This window comes from Brevibacterium sp. K72, assembly GCF_050562175.1.
GTDB classification, from domain to species: Bacteria; Actinomycetota; Actinomycetes; order Actinomycetales; family Brevibacteriaceae; genus Brevibacterium; species Brevibacterium casei.
This window is the reverse complement of sequence record NZ_CP191582.1, coordinates 1,332,125-1,350,233: the sequence shown is the minus strand read 5'-3', so window position 1 is coordinate 1,350,233 and position 18,109 is coordinate 1,332,125. Positions and strand designations below refer to the sequence as shown.

Below are 18,109 nucleotides of genomic sequence, written 5' to 3'. Positions count from 1 at the left end.
ATCGCGAACGCCGCCCCCGCGCAGGTCGACCTGCTCACCCGTCGCTGTCCTTGTCGAGTTCGCTGAAGGCCTCGACTTCGCGGGGATGGCCGGCGATGAGGATCTCGTCGTCGGCGTAGACCGTCATGTCCCGGTCGGCGATGTCCCACGTCGACCCGCCGGCGCGCTTGACGGCGACGATCGTCACGCCGTACGCGGCACGCACGCCGAGGGAGGCCAGCGGCACGTCGGAGACCCGGACGGGCGGGGTCGTGCGGGCGAGGACGAAGTCCTCGTCGATGGGCAGGAAGTCGGAGATGTGCCCGCGGATGAGGTGGGCCAACCTCCGACCCATGTCGTTCTCAGGGCGGACGACGTTGCGGATGCCGAGCTGGTGGAGGATCTCCGCATGGGTCTCGCTGATCGCCTTCGCCCAGATGTGCCGGTTGCCGAGCTTGAGGATGCGCGAAGCGGCGAGGATGCTCGCCTCGAGGTCGCTGCCGATGGCGATGACGACGCGGCTGACGTCATCGATGCCGAGCTGACGCAGCACCTCCTCGTCGGTGGCATCGGCCCGGGAGACGTGCGCGAGCTTGTCGGCGTACTCGGCGACGACGGCTTCGTCGCTGTCGATGCCGATGACGTCGACGCCGTGCTTGGCGAGCTCGACCGCAAGCGAGCCGCCGAACCGGCCCAGGCCGATGACGGCGACGGCACCGGCTTCGGCCATCGGCTTGGCATCCCCGGCGAAGAAGGCCGCCGGACGGGCGAGCCAGGACTTCTCGTTCATGTCAGTGTCCTTTCACGTGGTCACAGTTCACGGTTGACAGCGCCGGTCAGCCGATGAGCGGGCGCTCCTTGGGCAGTTCGTAGCGGATCGGCCGGGAGCGCAGAGCCAGCGCCGAGGCGACGGTGACAGGTCCGAGGCGACCGAAGATCATCGTGACGATGAGGACGGCCTGGCTGAAGGCGGGCAGCTGCGCGGTGATGCCGGTCGACAGGCCCACGGTGCCGAACGCGGAGACGACCTCGAAGAGGATCCGGTCGAAGCGCAGGTCCGGGGCGTTGAGCATGATCGCCATCGTCGAGACGACGATGAGTCCGAGGGCGAGGACGATGACCGTCGTCGCCTGACGGTGCACCGAACGGGAGACCCGGCGGCCGAAGAGGTTGACCGCCCGGCCGCCGCTGACCTCGGTCCACGTCATCGCAGCGAGGACGACGAAGGTCGTGATCTTCACGCCGCCGGCGGTGCCGGCGGGACCGCCGCCGATGAACATGAGGATGTCCATGCCGAACCACGATGCCGGGTGCATCTGAGAGATGTCGATCGAGTTGAAGCCGGCGGTGCGGGTGATCGTCGACTGGAACGACGCCGCCTGGATCTTCCCCCACCAGTCGAGGGCACCGAGCGTGGCCGGGTTGGTCCATTCGATCGCGGCGATGAAGACTGTGCCCGTGAGAAGGAGGATCGGGGTGACGACGACGACCGCACGCGTCGTCATGTTCCACGTCAGCGGGAAGCGGTACTTGCGGAAGAGCTCGATGAGCACGGGATAGCCGAGTCCGCCGAGGATGACGGCGAGCGCGATCGGACCGGTGACGAACGGGTCGGCGACGTACGCCATGAGACTGTCGGCGTTGAGACCGAAACCGGCGTTGTTGAACGCGGAGATCGAATGGAAGATCGCACTCCACACTGCCTCGCCGACGGGGTCGCCGTAGAAGAACCGGAACCGCAGGTAGAGGAGGACGGCGACGATCGCCTCGGTGGTCAGGGTGAGCGCGATGATGCGCAGGACCATCGGCTTGATCCCGCCGATCCCCGAACTCTTCGTCTCCGAGGCCACCGACTGGCGCAGGCGCAGGCCTGCCCGGCCTGCGACGACGAGGGCGAGCAGCGTCGTGAGGAGGAGGACGCCGAGGCCGCCGACCTGGATGAGGCTGAGGATGACGATCTGGCCGAAGAACGTGAAGTCCTGACCGGTATCGAGGACGACGAGTCCGGTGACGCTGAGCGCCGAGGTGGCGGTGAAGAGTCCGGACAGCAGGGAGATCCCGCCCGGCGCCACGGTCGCGGCGGGGGTCATGAGCAGACCGGTCCCGACGACCAACGCCGTCAGGTAACCCAGCACCACGCGGACGATTGCATTTCGATGTGTGCTCTGCACAGAGGAAATCTAGCACCTGCCTCGATCAGGCCCCGAAATCCCTCAACTACCACCGAGTAAACTCCCAGAATCCTGTTACTGTGCATGTACCCACGGGGACGGGCAAGGGCCACTGTCGGCCACCTCGGCGGGGTCAGCGGCACACGATGAGGGAGACGCCATGAGCACTCAGCAGGCAGAGACGGACGACCGGGGCCACGGCTTCGTCAAGGCGCTCGGCACCGTCGACGCCCTGTTCATCGGCTTCGGCGCGATGATCGGCTTCGGCTGGGTGGTCCTCACCGGGGAATGGCTGACCGGGGCGGGGACCCTGGGGGCGATCCTCGCGTTCGCCGTCGGCGGCATCATCATGTGCTTCGTCGGCACCGTGTACTCCGAACTCGTCGCCGCGATGCCGCACGCCGGCGGCGAGCACAACTACCTCATCCGGGCGATGGGCCCGAAGATCTCCCTCTTCGGCTCGTGGGCGATCACCGGCGGATACATCAGCGTCGTCATGTTCGAAGCCGTCGCCGTGCCGAGGACCGCGCTCTACCTCTTCCCCGACCTCGAGTACATCAAGCTGTGGACGATCGCCGACACCGACGTCTACCTCACGTGGGCCCTCATCGGCACGGTCACCGCGATCGTCATCGCGTGGATCAACATCCGCGGCGTGCGGCTGGCCTCCCTGGTCCAGACCTTCGTCGTCTCGTTCCTCATCATCGTCGCCCTCCTCCTGCTCACCGGCGGCCTCGTCGGCGGTGACCCGGCGAACACCGAGCCGCTCTTCACCGGCGGTGCGGCCGGGTTCATCGGCGTCGTCGCCGTCGTCCCGTTCCTCTTCGTCGGCTTCGACGTCATTCCGCAGTCGGCGGAGGAGATCAACCTGCCGGCGCGGAAGATCGGCAAGATCGTCGTCATCTCGGTGCTCATGGCGATCGCCTTCTACATCGTCATCATCTGGATGACCTCGCTCGCGATCCCCGCCTCCGAGCTCACCGCCCACGACCTCGTCACCGCCGATGCGCTCTCGGCGATGTTCGGCTCGGACGTCTGGGGCAAGATCGTCATCGCCGGCGGCCTTGCCGGCATCATCACCTCGTGGAACGCGTTCCTCATGGGATCCTCGCGGCTGATGTGGGCGATGGCTGTGGCCGGGATGATCCCCGCATGGTTCGGCAAGCTCCACCCGAAGTACCGCACCCCGGTCAACTCGATCATCTTCATCGGCATCCTCTCCGCGCTCGCTCCGTTCCTCGGCGCCGCGGCGCTGGGCTGGATCGTCGACGCCGGGTCGCCGGCGATCGTCATCGCCTACTTCCTCGTGAGCATCGCCTTCATCGTCCTGCGGAAGAACGAACCCGACATGGCCCGTCCGCTGCGCATCGGCGGGGCCGGGGGCGGCGGTATGGTCATCGGCGTCATCGCGGCCGTCCTCACGCTCGTCCTCTTCATCCTCTACATTCCCATCACCCCGTTCTCCGCGCAGCTCGCCTGGCAGTCGTGGGCGATGTTCGCCGCCTGGCTCCTCGTCGGCATCATCTTCATGCTCCGCCTCCCCGGCGGGGTCAAGGCCGGCCCCAACGCCGAGGCGGAACTCCTCGCCAAGGTCAAGTCCCGGTCCCAGCGGCGGTGAGTCCGACGGGTTCCGGTGAGTCCGGCGAGCTGGGTACGTCGGGCGCCGAGGCGGCGGGTCGGCCGGGCGCCGAGGCGGTGGGTCGGCCGGGCGCCGAGGCGGGCGCATGAGATCGCGGATGGCGGAGCGGATGATTCGGATCCTCGATCGGGCAACCCCCGCCCTCGACCGTCTCAACGACCGGTTCCCCTGGAGCCACAACGACCACTTCCATCCCTGGATCCGTGCGAATCTGCCCGCCCGCAGGCGCGGGGCGATCGACCTGGGATGCGGGCAGGGTGAACTCCTCGCCCAGCTCGCTGGGGAGTTCCGGCACGTCCACGGCACCGACACCTCTGCGCAGATGCGCGCCGATGCGCGGGCTCGCTGTGTGGGGCTGGACAACGTCGTCGTCGACGATGCGCAGCTTCCCGATCTCGGCCCGGAAACGGAGCCCGAGCCGGTCGACCTGGTGACGATGGTCGCCGCCCTCCACCACGTCGATGTCGACGAGACCCTCGCCGAGGCGGCCCGCCTCCTCTCCCCCGGCGGTCGGCTCCTCGTCGTCGGCCTCGCGCTCTCGGCCACGCCCCGCGACTACCTGTGGGAGGGGATCTCGGCGGTGACGAATCCGGTCATCGGGATCGCGAAGAACATCCCGCCTCGGCGAGGGGATCTGCGGCGGCCCGGATCCGCTGGGGGCCAACCCGATCCGTTCCCCGTCACCGATCCGACGACGACGTTCGACCAGGTCGCCGAGGCGGCCCGCCGTCACCTGCCCGGCGCGGACTTCCGGCATCGGGTGGGGTTCCGATACACGCTCGCGTGGACGAAGCCCGCCCGGTGAGGCACCGGCACCCGCAGCAGCAAATCCTCCCCGTGCAACAGGAGGATTCGGCACTAAGGGTGCGGGGTGCCGAGCCGCGGGGGCGATTTAAGCGTCCGGGTGCGGAGTGCCGCTAAGGGTAGGACGTGTCGCTGCGGGTGCGCACTGCCACGAACCCGTCCGGACATGCGAACGCGGCCACCGGCTTCTCGCACAGTGACCGCGCCCGGATCGGAGGGCGGCTTCTCAGATGGCCGCGTCGAGGCCCTTGACCTTGAGTCGCTCCCGCTGGTTGGGGTTGACGCTCGGGCGGAACGGCATCTCCACCACCTCGGCGCGCACGGGCTCACCGGGAGTGTCCGCGTACGGCTCGGGCAGATGCACCCAGAACTCGGTGCCGAGCTCGGCCTGCGCGACGGGGACGTGGGCCATCGCGATGTTCGACTCGAGCTCCGGCGAGTACCACGGCGAGGTCACGTAGCCGACAGCCTCACCGTCCGGAGTGTCGCTGACGAGCCAGAAGTCCGGCGCGTAGTCGGTGATCGGTTTGCCGCCGACGACGAGCCCGACGAGCTGCGTCTTGTACGGCGGCTTGCCTGCTTCGATCTCGGAACGGACCTGTTCGAGCCTCTCCTTGCCGATGTAGTCGGCCTCCTTCTTCCGCGGCACCTGATAGCCGAGGTTGACCTGGAACGGATAGGTCTCGAAGTCCATGTCCTGGCCCCACGAGAGGATGCCTGCGGCGATCCGCCTGTGGTGGCTCGGCGCGACGACCCGGAGGTTGTAGGGCACGCCGGCGGCGAGCACGGCATTCCACATGTCCTCGGCGTACTTCGTCGCATCCTTGAGGTAGATCTCATACCCCTTCTCACCGGTGAACCCGGTCTGGGAGATGATGACGTCGTGACCGCCGACCTGGGCGTCCATGAGCCCGTAGCTCGGCAGCTCACGCGCCTCCTCGCCGACGAGGTCGGCGATGACGTCGACGGACTTCGGTCCCTGCACCTGCACCGGCGCGACATCGATCTCCCGGATCGTCACGTCGAACTTCTTGCCGACGTTGACGCCCTGGAGCCAGAGCATGAGATCGGAGTCGGAGAGGCTGAACCAGAACTCGTCGACCGCCACGCGCAGGAGGATCGGGTCGTTGAGGATCCCTCCCGCCTCGTTGCACAGGATGACGTACCGGGCCCGCATCACCGGGATCTTCGTCGCATCCCGGGTGATGACGTAGTCGACGAACGCTTCGGCGTCGGGTCCCTTGACTTGGATCTGCCGCTCGACGGCGACATTCCACAGGGTGACGTCATTGACGAGGGGCTGGTACTCGGCCATCATTCCGCCCTCTTCACGAGGGATGTAGCCGCGCGGGTGGTACATGCGGTTGTAGATCGAGGCCCTCCAGCAGCCCTGCTGCATGGACAGCTCCCAGTACGGGGACTTGCGCACCCGGGTGTCGATGAGCATTTCCACTGGGGTCGGGCCGGACTGTCTCAGGTTGATCGGGACGGCTCTGTCGCTCTGATCAACGGATGGAACGTTATTGTCCATGGTGTTCCCCCTGCATACACAGTTCTATATTATGGAACTCAATTCCCATATTATGGGTGGTTTGAGTGTAGAATCGACGGCACAGAAGACGCAAGGACATCCGGCCGGAAATTTCAGCCGGGGGATCGCAACCGATCTTCACCACACGTTGCCTTGCTGGAAGGAGACACCGTTGTCTGCCTCTGCACTGCGCTCGCTGCTCACTTCCGCGCGCTACGAGATCCTGCCGACCTCAGGCATCATCGACCGCATCACCGACCACGTCGCCCCAGGTCGGACGATCACCGTCACCGCATCGACCGGGCTCGGCCTCGATGCGACCCTGTCCACGGCCGAGCAGCTCCAGGCCCTCGGCTACGACGCCGTCCCCCACATCGCCGCCCGCATGGTCCAAGGACGGACCGAGCTGACGGAGATCATCGACCGCATCGGACACGCCGGGATCGACACGATCTTCGTCCCCGCCGGCGACGCCACCCCACCGGCCGGCGGATATGCGAGCGCCCTCGACCTCCTCGTCGACCTCACCAGCATGGCGCCCCCGATCTCACGGATCGGGGTGAGCGCGTACCCCGAATCGCACCCGCTCATCCCCGACGACGTCACCGTCCAGGCGATGTGGGACAAACGCGACTACGCAACCCACATCGTCTCCAACCTCTGCTTCGATCCCGGGGTCGTGAGCACGTGGCTCGCCCGCGTCCGCGCCCGCGGCATCGAACTGCCCCTCATCCTCGGCATCCCCGGCAAGGTCGAGCTCGCCAAGCTCGCCAAGGTCGCCGCGAAGATCGGCGTCGGTGAGTCGACGCGCTTCCTCCGCAAGAACACCGGAACCTTCACCCGCATGGCTCGGCCCGGCGGCTACAACCCGCGGAAGTTCCTCGACCGCCTCTCCCCTGTCCTCGCCGACCCGTACATGGACGTCTCCGGCCTCCACATCTACACGTTCAACCAGGTCAAGGACACCGAGGCGTGGCGGCGCAAGCAGCTCGAGCTCCTCGGGGACCCCGACTCCTCGTCGTTCGTCTCCTGACCCGGTTCGCCTCCGCTGCCCCACCTCGCCGAGGGGGTCGTCTCGCACCCGTCCACCGCGGTTCTTCGCTCAGCTGTCACACTTTTCGTGCCCCATCCGACATCTCTGGTGCCGGGTGCGCGAGTGTGCCCGACAGACCGACACCAACGAACCGAAGGGAATCCCATGACCCGCATCAGCCTCGACCAGGTCAACCAGAAGGCGTACGCCGCCGTGGCGCGGATGGACACGTACTGCCGGGAGGCGCTCGGCGCCGAACTCTACGACCTCATCAAACTGCGCGCCTCGATCGTCAACGGCTGCGGCTTCTGCGTCGACATGCACTCGACCGACCTCGCCGCCCTCGGCGTTCCGGCGCGGACCATCAACGCCGTCGCCGCGTGGGAGCACACCGGCGCGATCTTCGACGACCGCCAGCGCAGCGTCTTCGCCCTCACTGATGCGGTGACCAGGATAAGCCCCGACAGCGTCACCGACGAGATCTGGGAGGGCGTCGCCGCGCACTTCGAACCCGAGGCGCTCGGCGACCTCCTCATGGCGATCTCGACGATCAATGTGTGGAACCGGCTGGCGATCTCGACCGAGACGGTCCCCGTCGTCGACGCCGAATCCGCGCAGCCCCGGTGATGTCCCGCCGAGGTGGTCTACATTGATGTCCGTGGACATCACCGACACCCGGTCGCCGGCGACCGTGGCCTGGGAGGAGAGCCGGGGGCGCCTCTTCGGCATCGCCTACCGCATGCTCGGCGACGTCGGCCATGCCGAGGACGTCGTCTCCGAGGTCGGCATGGCAGCGATCGTCGAGGAGCGCGACTCCCCTGAGCGCGTGCGCTCGTGGCCGGCGTGGCTGACGACCGTGGGCGTGCGCAAGTCGATCGACCGCGCCCGGCACCTCGCGAGCATCCGCGAGGACTACCCCGGCCCGTGGCTGCCCGAGCCCATCGCCACCGACCAGCTCCCCGAGGAGGCCGTGGCCAACCGCGAGCTGCTCTCGATCACGCTGCTCCACCTGGCCGAACAGCTCGCCCCGGAGTCCCGCGCCGCCCTCGTCCTCTCCAGGGCCTTCGCGATGCCCGCCGAGGAGGTCGGCCGGATCCTCGGCAAGTCCCCGGCCGCGGTGCGGCAGCTGATCTCCCGTGCCGCACGTCGCCTCGACCTCGACCGCGAGGTCTCGCGGCCGGCGGACCCGGCGGCGCTGCGGCGCCTCGTCGACGCCATCCACAGCGCCGATCTCGAGGCCACGCTGCGGGCACTGCTCGCCGATGACGCGGTGTACTGGAGCGACGGCGGCGGGAAGGTGCCGAGCGCGTTCAACCCGATCTTCGGCGCCGAGAAGATCGTCCGTTTCCTCGCCGGGGTGCTCACCCCCGAACTCCTCGACGGCGACCACTTCTCGAGGTTCCTTGAGGTCAACGGCGGTCTCGGTCTCGCGGTCGTCCACGAGGATCAGGTGCGGGTGCTCGAGATCGAACTCGGGACGGGCGGCCTCATCCGCGGGATGCGCCAGGTGAACAATCCGGACAAGCTCGACCACCTCGGCGAGGGGTGAGGGAGACCTACCGGCTGCTGACCTTGCGTTTGAGGCTGCGGGAGAGCAGACCGGATTCGGCGACGAGGAGTTCGCCGAACCGGTCGTGGTTCTCGGCGATGCGCATCGTCGGTCCGGAGATGCCGACGGCCGCGACGACCTGGTCGTCGGTGCCGAACACGGGCGCGGCGAGCGCGTCGAGGCCCGGTTCGAACTCCTCGTGGACGACGGCGAAGCCCCGGTCGCGCACCTCGGCGAGGTCGGACATGAGCTCCCTGCGCGACCCCAGCGTCCGCTGGGTGAGGCGTTCGAGCCGGCCGGTGGGCACGGGAATGGCGCCGAACGCATACATCACCTTCCCCAGCGCCGAGGCGTGCGCGGGCACGGTGACGTCGGCCCAGTTCGTCGCCCCGAGGACGAAGGTCGAATCGACCTGCGCGACCTGGACGACCGCGTTCGAGCTCGGCACGGCGAGGTTGACGGTCTCCCCCGTCTCCTCGCTCACCCGCTGGAGGATCGGGTCGGCGGCGGCGACGAGGGTCTCGACCCGGTCGAAGCGGGAGGCGTACGTCGCGAAGAGGGATCCCCCGCGGTAGAGGCCGGCGGAGTTGCGTTCGACGAGGCCGTTGCGCTCGAGCGCGGACAGCAGCCGCGAGACCGTCGATCGGGCCAGCGACGTCGCCTCGACGACGTCGGTGTACGAGATCGGCTCGTCCGCGGTGACGACGAGGGAGAGGATCTCTGCCGCCCGGTCGATCGACTGCGTCCCATTGCTCATACTGCTCAGCTCCGTCGGGGAAAGTTCAGCCGTCCGCGCCTCAGCGCTCCGGCGCCCCTCACCCTACCGCACCGTCCGGACGGGGCGGGTCGTGGTCGTCATCGGTCGAGACCTGCGATCACCTCGGCGGTGTCGTCCCCGATCCGCGGTGCCCGCCGAGGCGACCGCCCGGTCCCAGCGCCTGCGAACCGGGGCGCGGGGGCGGGCTGGTCGACGCCGTCGGCGTCGGGGGCGAAGAGCCCGCGCGCGACGTTGTGGGCATCGGCCTTCGCCTCGGCCATCGTGAGGACAGGTTCGACGCACGCGTCACGGTCGGCGAAGAGGGTCTCGAGTTCGGTCAGGGAGCGCGCAGCGATCGCCGGGGCGATGATCGCGCGCAGGGCCGGCCAGTGCTGCGGCTGCCAGTGGTCGAGGGACTCGAGCGGTTCGGGAAGCTCGTCCTCGAGGCCGAGAGCTCGGACGAACTCGTTGAAGAAGGGCCGCTCGATGCACGCGACGGAGAGGTGGCGACCGTCGGCGGTGGGATAGACGTCGTAGAACGGGGCCCCGGAGTCGAGGAGGTTGTGGCCCCGGGCGTCGTGGCGCCACAGGCCCATCGCGGCGAAGCCGTGCATCATCGCATAGAGGAGGTTCGCGCCGTCGATCATCGCCGCATCGACGACCGTGCCCTCCCCGCTAACCCGGGCCCGGGTGAGTCCCGAGAGGACGCCGACGACGAGGAGCATGCCCCCGCCCCCGAAGTCGCCGAGGAGGTTGGCCGGGAACTGGGGCGGACCGTCCGCGCGCCCGAGCTGCGCGAGCAGACCGGTCGAGGCGATGTAGCCGAGGTCGTGGCCGGCCTTCTGCGACTTCGGCCCGTCCTGCCCGTAGCCGGTGATGCGCCCGTAGACGAGGGCGGGGTTGAGGGCCTGGAGGTCGTCCGGTCCGAGGCCGAGGCGCTCCGCGGCCCCGGGTCGGAAGCCCTCGATGACGATGTCCGAACGCCCAGCGATGGCCCGGGCGAGCGCGATTCCCTCAGACGTCTTGAGGTCGGCGATCACGGACTTCTTGCCACGGTCGAGGACGGGGTTCATCGCCTCCCCCGTGGCCTGGGGCGGGTCGAGGCGGATGACCTCGGCACCGAGGTCGGCGAGCATCATCGTCGCGAACGGACCCGGCCCGATGCCGCCGAGGTCGAGGACGCGGACCCCGTCGAGCATGCCCGGGTCCGTCGCCGAGGCGGTCGGGTCCGTCGCCGTCGTCGGCGCGCTCCTCGTGCCCGTCTCCGGTGGCATCGTCATCGATTTCCCTTTCCTCGGCCCATCCTGATTTACTGTAGAACGTTCGATCAGTTTCGACAACGGAAGCGGTGCGGCGTGAAGACATTCGAGTACTCTCCCGAGGTGCGCTGGTCCGACCAGGATCTGCTCGGGCACGTCAACAACGCGCGGATGATCACGCTCATCGAGGAGTGCCGCGTGCGCTGGCTCCACGAGGAGAAGGCCACCCACATCACCGGCGGCGGGCTCCTCGTCGCCCACCAGTCGATCGACTATCTCATCCCCGTCATGTACGGCCCCGAACTCAGGCTCACGGTGAGCGTCAAGCGCATCGGCACCTCGTCGTTCACGGTGAATACGATCGGCGAGCAGAGCGGGAGGAAGGTCTTCGACTCCGACGTCGTCCTCGTCCACATCGACCGTCGGACCGGGCGCCCGACCCCGCTCACCGATGAGATCCGCGCCGTCTTCGAGCCCTACCTCGCGATCGAGGACGGCCTGAGCGAATAGGGCACGTCTACCCCAGCGAAACCCGGAGGCGAACCCCGAAGGCAAACCCTGCCGGCGCACCCCGCCGAGGATGGCCGTTTCGTTCATGCCCGCACCGGTTCCCCGCCCTAGGCTGAGGCCATGAAACTCGACGCGATCTCGATCGTCACCGCAGACATGGCCCGGGCAGTGGATTTCTACACCGCGCTCGGCCTCGACCTCACCGACGGCGGGCCGGAGGCTCCGCATACGGAGTTCTCGACCGGCACCATCCGCCTCCTCCTCGACACCGAGGCCGTCATGCTGAGCATCGACCCGGCATGGACACGGCCGACCGGTGGACATGTCATGGCCCTGGCCTTCGACTGCTCCAGCGCCGAGGCGGTCGATGCGACGTTCGTCCAGCTCACATCGCCGGGGGCTGGGTCCGCCCCGGTCGCTCAACCCGTGAAGGAACCGTGGGATGCCTTCTGGGGTCAGCGCTACGCCGTCATCGCCGACCCGGACGGCAACACGGTCGACCTCTTCGCCGCCCTGAGCTGAACGGCGTCACCGCCGACCGGATCATCGCCCCAGCAGCGCCCGCTCCTCGCGCCACAGGTGCGCGGCATCGGAGTACCCCGACCGCGCCGCGGCCTCGGTGCGGGTGAGTCCTGCGTCGATGAGGGCCCGGGCCCGCCGCCACCGCAGGATCTTCGCGAGATGCTTCGGCCCGTATCCGTACCACTGCGCCGAGAGCCTCCTCAGCTGCCTGGGCGAGTACGCGAAGTCGGCGGCCGCCTCGGCGATGCTCACCGAGGAACCGTCACCACGGGCGGCGAGGGCGTCGGCGAGCGCGAGCGGGCGACGATCGATCTCGGTTCGCGCGAGAAGATCCTCGGCGAGCCCGAGGAGGGACCGGACGCGCACGCTCGGTGAGGTCGCCTCGGCGAGGCGGGCACCGGGGATACGCACCCGCTTAGGTGGGGCCACCTCGGCGAGCGGGGTGAGACGATCCGCCAGCTCCGCCGCCGATGTCGCGAGCAGCTGCGGCAGCACCCCCGAATCGAAGCGCAGGCCCGCGATCGTCTCCCCGGTCGCGGGCACGGTCCGCGCCGCGGTGTCGGCACCGGCGATGACGACCCCGGAGCCGGTGGCGAGGAGATCCATGCACCCGTCGGGGGTGATCGTCGCCGTCGAAGGCTGGGCATCGACGGCCTCGGGCGCGTTGACCCAGAGGACGGCGTGGAGCCGGTGAATGCGGATCTCCCGGTACATCCCGACCCGACTCCTCTCGGCTGGTGGGCGGTATCCTGGGATCGAACGTCGACCTGGGCTCAGACTAGCCGGTCGCCCCCGCCGCTCTCAGGAAGGAACGATGGCAGCTGCATCCTCGTCGCCGGTCTCGGCGCGTCGGCAGGCCCGCCATGTCACCGTCTTCCTCGACGTCGACGGCGTCCTCAACTCCTACCCCGTCCCGCAGCTGCGTCTCATGACCGAAGGCCGGAAGAAGCTGCAGGCCTGGGACTTCGAACTCCACTACCGGCCCGCGGTCATCGAGTTCTTCGACCGCCTCGTCGAGACCCACGAGGTCGACGTCGTCTGGCTCTCGACGTGGTCGAGGCGGTGCAAGACCGAGCTCGAACCGAAGTTCGGTCTGCGCAACTCCTTCGACGTCATCGAGATGCCCGATGACACGCACAACCGCTACGCGAACGACCCCGAGAAGTGGTGGAAGGCCCGCGCCATGGAGGAGTGGCTCGACTCGCACGGCCACCAGCGCGCGGTGTGGATCGACGACGATCTCGCCGCCCCTGTGACCAGGCAGTACTTCACGGAGAGGTACTCGGCGCAGCGCCTGAAGATCATCGCCCCCGACTTCGCCCACGGTCTGACCAAAGCGCATCTCAAGGAGATCAGGGAGTTCGCGCACCCGCGCTCGAAGCCGGTGACTGCCGACGATGACGCCTCTGACGAGGACACCGAGCGCTCATGACCCGCATCGGACTCCTCGACTCGGGTCTCGGGCTCCTCGGCACCGCTGACGCGCTCTTCCACCTCGCCCCGCACGCCGACCTCGTGCTCGCGATGGACCCCGACCACACCCCGTACGGCAGCCTCAGCCCGCAGGCGCTCGAGGAGCGCGTGCTCACCTCGGCGGCCGTGCTCGCCGAATGGGAACCCGACGCCATCGTCATCGCCTGCAACACCGCCTCGGTGCAGGCGCTCGAGGCGGTGCGCGCCCGCTACGAACCGGCGATCCCCGTCATCGGCACGGTCCCGGCGGTGAAGATGGCCGCCGGCACCGGGCAGGACTTCGCGGTGTGGGCGACCCCGGCGACGACCGGCAGCCCCTACCAGCGCACACTCATCGACACCTTCGCCGGCGACCTCTCCGTCGCCCAGATCGCCTGCCCCGGACTCGCCGAGGCGATCAACGCCGCCGATGTCACCACGATCGACGCCGCGATCGAGGCGGCCCTGTCACAGATGGACCCGGGGATGGAGACGATCGTCCTCGGCTGCACGCACTACGGTCTCGTCGCCGACCGGATCACCGCGGCCCGCGCCGGCGCGATCACCCTCTTCGACTCCCCCGTCCCCGTCGCCAAGCAGACCCTGCGCCGGATCGGACTCGAACCCGGCGGGCAGGCAGCTCCCGCCGGGCAGCAGGCGCCCGGCGATTCGGCTCCCGGCGGAGCTGGGACCGAAGGCGACGACGGCACGGAGGGCCGCCTCGGCGAGATCCTCGCAACCTTCGCCTCAGGACGACGCGTCCGCCTCCCCGCGGAACTCGCCGCCTACCCCGCAGGTCGGCGCCTCCTCGCCCGGGAGCGGCAGGAATCTTGAGGTAACTCGGCAATCGGCCGAGGATTGCACAGATGCCGGGTGCAAATCCGCCTCCCGGTGCTAGCGTTGTAAGGACAGCATTCGTCAGGGGAGGCGATCGTGATGCTGTTCCTCTACATCCTCATCGGTCTCGTCGCCGTCGGCGCCATCACCGCCGCGAACAGCCTCAAGATCATCCGGCAGTACGAACGCGGAGTGCTCTTCAGACTCGGCCGAGTCAGAGGCGAGGCGAAGGAGCCCGGGCTCACCGCGATCATCCCCTTCGCCGATCGACTCCAACGCGTGAGCATGCAGATCATCACCATGCCGATCCCCGCACAGGACGGCATCACCCGCGACAATGTCACCGTCCGGGTCGACGCGGTCATCTACTTCAAGGTCGTCGACCCCCGGAAGGCGATCGTCGACGTCGAGGACTACAATCTCGCCGTCGGGCAGGTCGCGCAGACCTCGCTGCGCTCGATCATCGGGCAGAGCGAACTCGACGATCTGCTCACCAACCGGGAGCGCCTCAACCAGGGTCTGGCGATCATGATCGACAGTCCCGCCGTCGACTGGGGCATCCACATCGACCGCGTCGAGATCAAGGACGTCGCCCTGCCCGAGGCGATGAAGCGCTCGATGTCCCGCCAAGCCGAGGCCGAACGCGAACGCCGCTCACGCATCATCATCGCCGACGGTGAGCTGCAGGCGTCGAACAAGCTCTCGCAGGCGGCGGGCGCCATGGCCGACACCCCGGCAGCCCTCCAGCTGCGCCTGCTCCAGACGATCGTCGAGGTCGCCTCGGAGCGGAATTCGACCCTCGTCCTTCCCTTCCCCGTCGAACTCCTCCGGTTCCTCGAGGCGAATACCCCGCAGTCACCCGCGGGAGCAACGGGATCCGGGCAGGGTGCCGCGGGTGCTGCGGGTGCCCGGCAGGGTGGCGGGTCGGACAGCCTCGCCGAGGCGGTCCCCGACCTCGATGTGGCCCACCTCATGGAGGCCGCGAAGCTCTCCCTCGACGACCTCGATTCGGTCGTCCGGGCGCTCGCGGATTCCGCGCCCGGCGAAGAGCGCACCGACGGACTCGACGTCGACCTGCCATGGCTCGACGATTCCGCCGACCGCCCGGCACCGCCCGCCCGGCCGACCGGGCAGCCAGAGGTCCCCGTCTCCGACATCCCGCAGATGCCCGGGACGCCGCAGATGCCGGAGACCCCCGACGTCCCCCGGCCGGCGACGATGGGGCCGGCGTCGAGCCCGCGGACACCGTGGCATGCGGTCAGCCCCGCCGAGGTGGGCATCCCCACCACAGTCACGCCGCGGACCCAGCGCCGCAGCGCCCGCAATCGGGAGCGCAAGCAGCCGACGTGAGCTTCGCGAGGGCCGGTGCTCAGCCTCCTTCCATTCCCGCTGACTAGGCTTGGTCCATGGAACTCAAACGCACCGGAACCGTCGTGATCGTCAACGGGGTCATCGCCTTCCTCGTCGGAGTCCTCATGCTGGGTTGGCCGCATGCCACCGCCGAGGTGGTCGCCCGCATCTTCGCCTGCTGGGTCGCGCTCATCGCCGTCACCTCGCTCGTCCTCGCCCCGCGCGGAGGACGCTCGGGCGCGCTCGTCCTCCGGTCGGTGCTCATGATCGTCTTCGCGGCCGTCGTCTTCCTCGCCCCGATGCTCTTCGCCGCCGTCGTCACCGTCCTCGCGGGGCTCGCCATCATCGCGCTCAGCGTCTTCGGCATCGGCATCTCACTCTTCGTCCGGCAGATGGGCGTGCGCGCGTGGTGGCTCATCACCGTCATCGCCGTCGCCGGCATCGTCCTCGGCATGGTGTTCCTCTTCTCCCCGCAGACGGGCATCACCGCCCTCATCGTCACTCTCTCGATCTTCATCGCCGTCGTCGGCCTTGCGCTCATCTGGGTGGGCAGCCGGCTGCGCGCGCTCGAGTCGCGCATGGCCGCGGACCCGCGCTTCACCCGCCGCGACGACGGCGGAGGCGAGACCATCCGCGGAGAAGTCATCGAATAGCCACCGACACGCCTGCCGCGCGACCTGCGGCAGGCGGAGACCACCTCGGCGAAGGGACAGATCATGTCAGGGATCCAGCAGCTCTCACCGTTCCTCATGTTCGAGAACGGGCGCGCCGAGGAGGCGTTGAACTTCTACGTCGACCTCTTCGGCGGCGAGGTCGTCCTCATCGACCGGTACGGGCCCGAGAACCCGGCGATGGACGGCAGAGTCCGCCTCGCCACGTTCGCGATCGCAGGCACGCAGGTCAACATCATCGACAGTCCCGTCCCGCACGGGTTCGGGTTCACCCCGGCCCTCTCGCTCTTCTACCGGGCGACGTCGCAGGCCGAGCTCGACCGGCTGTGGACCGGCCTCCTCGGCGGGGGTGGGCACGCGCTTATGCCGCTGGGCGACTACGGGTTCGGGCCCTTCGGGTGGCTCAACGACCGGTATGGAGTGTCGTGGCAGCTCAACCTCGCTGCCGCGGACGCAGGGGTCGGTGACGGCGCTGACGGCGGGGCGGCCGGCGGCGGGATGGCCGAGCGGACCGCGTAACGGCGAGGGGACCGCTCCGGGACGGTCCCCTCGCGCCCGCCTGGTCCCCTCGGCGAACGCCGGCCGGCGGCCACCGGCTCAGCGGGCAACTGCATGCACGGTACCGGCTCAGCGGGCACCGGGGCTCAGCCCGACGAACTTCGCGCGAACCCTGGCCCGCGCGCGGCCACCTGTGCTACCTTGGCGCTCATGGGAACATTGAATCGCGGCGCAATGACTGCGCTCAACTTCTACATCCGTGACCGCCGCGCCTGACAGCGCGCACGTTCCTCGATCTTTCCTCAGCCGCTGAGCATCGCCCTCAGCCGGAGCTGACCGCGTCGGCACTCATACCCGTCGCGACCTGAACAGGAACCCCGATCCTCTCTCGGGTCGGACTGTCACCGATCACGCAGTTGCGCGCTGTCCTCCCGGATAGTCATCGGCATCCGGGCGACGCGGCAACCACCGAAGACACACTGTCCGATCCCGCCATCACGGTCGGATCCCGGCATCTCACCAGTGTCTTCGCATTCCGCAGCCTCGGGTGCTCTCCATCCAATTCCTGGAGCACCACGCCATGCGACCCCATTCCCAGCGTCCGCATTCGCGGGCCGGCGGCCGAGAGGAACTCGGCCAGAACTTCCTCCGCGACCACAGCCACATCGCCACGATCGTCAGCCTCACCCGCGCCACCGCGGGATCGATCCTCGAGATCGGACCCGGCGCGGGTGCCGTGACCGCCGAGCTCTACCGGCTCGGCAGGCCGCTCACCCTCGTGGAGATCGACGAGACGAGGATCAGTGAACTCTCACACCGATTCCCCCGCGCACGAGTCGAGCACGCCGATGCTCTGAGAACCCGGTTCGACGCCGAGGTGGTCGTCGGCAACCTGCCCTTTCACCTCACCACGCCCATCCTCCGGCGACTGCTGCGCGCTCGCACGTGGCGCACAGCGGTGCTCCTCACCCAGTGGGAGGTCGCACGCAAACGCGCCGGAGTGGGCGGGGCGACGATGATGACCGCGCAGTGGAGCCCCTGGTTCGACTTCCACCTCATCGAGCGGGTCCCGGCCCACGCGTTCTCCCCGAAGCCGAGCGTCGACGGCGGCATCCTCACCGTCGACCGCCTCCCGACCGGGCTGGTTCCCCACCGGGACCGGTCCTCCTACCAGCAGTTCGTCCACGCGGCCTTCACCGGTCGCGGACGCGGAATGAAAGGAATCCTCACCCACCTGAAGCTCACCGACCGACGACGACTGCAATCGACCATGGACCGCCATCACATCAGAGGAGACGCATTGCCCCGCGAACTCACCCCCGAACAGTGGGCCGGGCTCTACACCGCCCTGTCTGCCAGCAGCCCTGCGACACCGGCCGGACGACCGACCGGACGCCGGACGCAGAGGACCACCACCACGCCGGAGAAGGCACGAGGAAAGGAAGAGACAATGCGCAACGACAAAGGTGCGAAGAAGAACGCTCAGACGAAGGACAAGCCCGTCATCACCGGTGAGCTGCCGATCGTCGGCGTCGAGAAGCCGGCCG

General features: G+C 68.6%; 18 protein-coding genes and 1 pseudogene. 13 read left to right on the top strand and 6 right to left on the bottom strand.

Translation table 11 applies throughout. The features are described 5' to 3' along the window. Positions 1-34 precede the first annotated feature (34 nt). Positions 35-769 carry a potassium channel family protein gene (locus ACQ1RG_RS06015; protein WP_009377494.1) on the bottom strand — a complete coding sequence of 245 codons (735 nt, stop codon included), beginning with the start codon at positions 767-769 and terminating at the stop codon, positions 35-37. Positions 770-815: 46 nt separating this feature from the next. Beyond that, positions 816-2,117 (bottom strand): TrkH family potassium uptake protein, encoded by a 1,302-nt coding sequence (locus ACQ1RG_RS06010; protein ID WP_232252546.1) that lies wholly within the window; start codon positions 2,115-2,117, stop codon positions 816-818. Positions 2,118-2,310: 193 nt separating this feature from the next. Here ACQ1RG_RS06010 and ACQ1RG_RS06005 point away from each other — a divergent pair, with 193 nt between their 5' ends. Next, positions 2,311-3,768, top strand: coding sequence for an APC family permease (locus tag ACQ1RG_RS06005; protein ID WP_095375137.1), 1,458 nt, complete (start codon positions 2,311-2,313; stop codon positions 3,766-3,768). A 106-nt stretch (positions 3,769-3,874) separates the two neighbouring features. Further along, a complete protein-coding gene (locus ACQ1RG_RS06000) occupies positions 3,875-4,594 on the top strand; it encodes a class I SAM-dependent methyltransferase (RefSeq protein ID WP_227007180.1) in 720 nt (239 codons plus the stop codon). 225 nt (positions 4,595-4,819) lie between these two features. On the opposite strand, the gene ACQ1RG_RS05995 is transcribed toward ACQ1RG_RS06000, so the two are convergent. Next, complete coding sequence (locus ACQ1RG_RS05995; RefSeq protein WP_082834859.1) at positions 4,820-6,040, bottom strand: glycine cleavage T C-terminal barrel domain-containing protein; 1,221 nt, start codon at positions 6,038-6,040, stop codon at positions 4,820-4,822. 256 nt (positions 6,041-6,296) lie between these two features. Here ACQ1RG_RS05995 and ACQ1RG_RS05990 point away from each other — a divergent pair, with 256 nt between their 5' ends. From ACQ1RG_RS05990 to ACQ1RG_RS05980, 3 genes are all read left to right on the top strand, one after another. Continuing rightward, on the top strand, positions 6,297-7,157 hold the full coding sequence (locus ACQ1RG_RS05990; RefSeq protein WP_095375140.1) for a methylenetetrahydrofolate reductase: 861 nt from the start codon (positions 6,297-6,299) through the stop codon (positions 7,155-7,157). Between the two features lie 165 nt (positions 7,158-7,322). Next, complete coding sequence (locus tag ACQ1RG_RS05985; protein WP_095375141.1) at positions 7,323-7,784, top strand: carboxymuconolactone decarboxylase family protein; 462 nt, start codon at positions 7,323-7,325, stop codon at positions 7,782-7,784. A gap of 31 nt (positions 7,785-7,815) precedes the next feature. Beyond that, a complete protein-coding gene (locus tag ACQ1RG_RS05980; protein WP_373270482.1) occupies positions 7,816-8,706 on the top strand; it encodes a sigma-70 family RNA polymerase sigma factor in 891 nt (296 codons plus the stop codon). Between the two features lie 7 nt (positions 8,707-8,713). Here the strand turns inward: ACQ1RG_RS05980 and ACQ1RG_RS05975 are convergent, their stop codons facing one another. Then, entirely contained in the window at positions 8,714-9,463 is a 750-nt protein-coding gene (locus ACQ1RG_RS05975; RefSeq protein WP_009377499.1) for an IclR family transcriptional regulator, read from the bottom strand. A 98-nt stretch (positions 9,464-9,561) separates the two neighbouring features. Continuing rightward, positions 9,562-10,743 carry a CaiB/BaiF CoA transferase family protein gene (locus ACQ1RG_RS05970; RefSeq protein WP_131248157.1) on the bottom strand — a complete coding sequence of 394 codons (1,182 nt, stop codon included), beginning with the start codon at positions 10,741-10,743 and terminating at the stop codon, positions 9,562-9,564. Positions 10,744-10,818: 75 nt separating this feature from the next. Between ACQ1RG_RS05970 and ACQ1RG_RS05965 the strand changes: the two genes are divergently transcribed. Continuing rightward, complete coding sequence (locus ACQ1RG_RS05965) at positions 10,819-11,232, top strand: acyl-CoA thioesterase (RefSeq protein WP_009377501.1); 414 nt, start codon at positions 10,819-10,821, stop codon at positions 11,230-11,232. A gap of 120 nt (positions 11,233-11,352) precedes the next feature. Beyond that, positions 11,353-11,754 carry a VOC family protein gene (locus tag ACQ1RG_RS05960; protein WP_009377502.1) on the top strand — a complete coding sequence of 134 codons (402 nt, stop codon included), beginning with the start codon at positions 11,353-11,355 and terminating at the stop codon, positions 11,752-11,754. A 21-nt stretch (positions 11,755-11,775) separates the two neighbouring features. On the opposite strand, the gene ACQ1RG_RS05955 is transcribed toward ACQ1RG_RS05960, so the two are convergent. After that, a complete protein-coding gene (locus ACQ1RG_RS05955) occupies positions 11,776-12,468 on the bottom strand; it encodes a helix-turn-helix domain-containing protein (RefSeq protein ID WP_009377503.1) in 693 nt (230 codons plus the stop codon). 100 nt (positions 12,469-12,568) lie between these two features. On the opposite strand from ACQ1RG_RS05955, the gene ACQ1RG_RS05950 reads away from it, so the two are divergent. From ACQ1RG_RS05950 to erm, 6 genes and pseudogenes are all read left to right on the top strand, one after another. Beyond that, entirely contained in the window at positions 12,569-13,186 is a 618-nt protein-coding gene (locus ACQ1RG_RS05950; RefSeq protein ID WP_009377504.1) for an HAD domain-containing protein, read from the top strand. Then, positions 13,183-14,040 (top strand): glutamate racemase, encoded by an 858-nt coding sequence (locus tag ACQ1RG_RS05945; protein WP_009377505.1) that lies wholly within the window; start codon positions 13,183-13,185, stop codon positions 14,038-14,040. The genes ACQ1RG_RS05950 and ACQ1RG_RS05945 overlap by 4 nt, the downstream gene beginning before the upstream one ends. 102 nt (positions 14,041-14,142) lie before the next feature. Further along, the gene (locus ACQ1RG_RS05940; RefSeq protein WP_430600864.1) at positions 14,143-15,393 is read left to right on the top strand and encodes an SPFH domain-containing protein; all 1,251 of its coding nucleotides are present in this window, start codon (positions 14,143-14,145) and stop codon (positions 15,391-15,393) included. Between the two features lie 56 nt (positions 15,394-15,449). After that, entirely contained in the window at positions 15,450-16,046 is a 597-nt protein-coding gene (locus ACQ1RG_RS05935; protein WP_009377507.1) for an HdeD family acid-resistance protein, read from the top strand. A gap of 63 nt (positions 16,047-16,109) precedes the next feature. Then, complete coding sequence (locus ACQ1RG_RS05930; RefSeq protein ID WP_009377508.1) at positions 16,110-16,583, top strand: VOC family protein; 474 nt, start codon at positions 16,110-16,112, stop codon at positions 16,581-16,583. 559 nt (positions 16,584-17,142) lie between these two features. Further along, positions 17,143-17,910: pseudogene (gene erm, locus ACQ1RG_RS05925) on the top strand (23S ribosomal RNA methyltransferase Erm); the annotation flags it as partial. Between the last annotated feature and the right edge of the window lie 199 nt (positions 17,911-18,109).

Coding starts and splice junctions, on each gene's coding strand:
- ACQ1RG_RS05940 (WP_430600864.1), top strand. CDS start 14,143: ATGCTGTTCCTCTACATCCTCATCGGTCTCGTCGCCGTCGGCGCCATC.
- ACQ1RG_RS06015 (WP_009377494.1), bottom strand. CDS start 769: ATGAACGAGAAGTCCTGGCTCGCCCGTCCGGCGGCCTTCTTCGCCGGG.
- ACQ1RG_RS05955 (WP_009377503.1), bottom strand. CDS start 12,468: ATGTACCGGGAGATCCGCATTCACCGGCTCCACGCCGTCCTCTGGGTC.
- ACQ1RG_RS05970 (WP_131248157.1), bottom strand. CDS start 10,743: ATGACGATGCCACCGGAGACGGGCACGAGGAGCGCGCCGACGACGGCG.
- ACQ1RG_RS05935 (WP_009377507.1), top strand. CDS start 15,450: ATGGAACTCAAACGCACCGGAACCGTCGTGATCGTCAACGGGGTCATC.
- ACQ1RG_RS05945 (WP_009377505.1), top strand. CDS start 13,183: ATGACCCGCATCGGACTCCTCGACTCGGGTCTCGGGCTCCTCGGCACC.
- ACQ1RG_RS05960 (WP_009377502.1), top strand. CDS start 11,353: ATGAAACTCGACGCGATCTCGATCGTCACCGCAGACATGGCCCGGGCA.
- ACQ1RG_RS05995 (WP_082834859.1), bottom strand. CDS start 6,040: ATGCTCATCGACACCCGGGTGCGCAAGTCCCCGTACTGGGAGCTGTCC.
- ACQ1RG_RS05950 (WP_009377504.1), top strand. CDS start 12,569: ATGGCAGCTGCATCCTCGTCGCCGGTCTCGGCGCGTCGGCAGGCCCGC.
- ACQ1RG_RS05930 (WP_009377508.1), top strand. CDS start 16,110: ATGTCAGGGATCCAGCAGCTCTCACCGTTCCTCATGTTCGAGAACGGG.
- ACQ1RG_RS06005 (WP_095375137.1), top strand. CDS start 2,311: ATGAGCACTCAGCAGGCAGAGACGGACGACCGGGGCCACGGCTTCGTC.
- ACQ1RG_RS05985 (WP_095375141.1), top strand. CDS start 7,323: ATGACCCGCATCAGCCTCGACCAGGTCAACCAGAAGGCGTACGCCGCC.
- ACQ1RG_RS05975 (WP_009377499.1), bottom strand. CDS start 9,463: ATGAGCAATGGGACGCAGTCGATCGACCGGGCGGCAGAGATCCTCTCC.
- ACQ1RG_RS06000 (WP_227007180.1), top strand. CDS start 3,875: ATGAGATCGCGGATGGCGGAGCGGATGATTCGGATCCTCGATCGGGCA.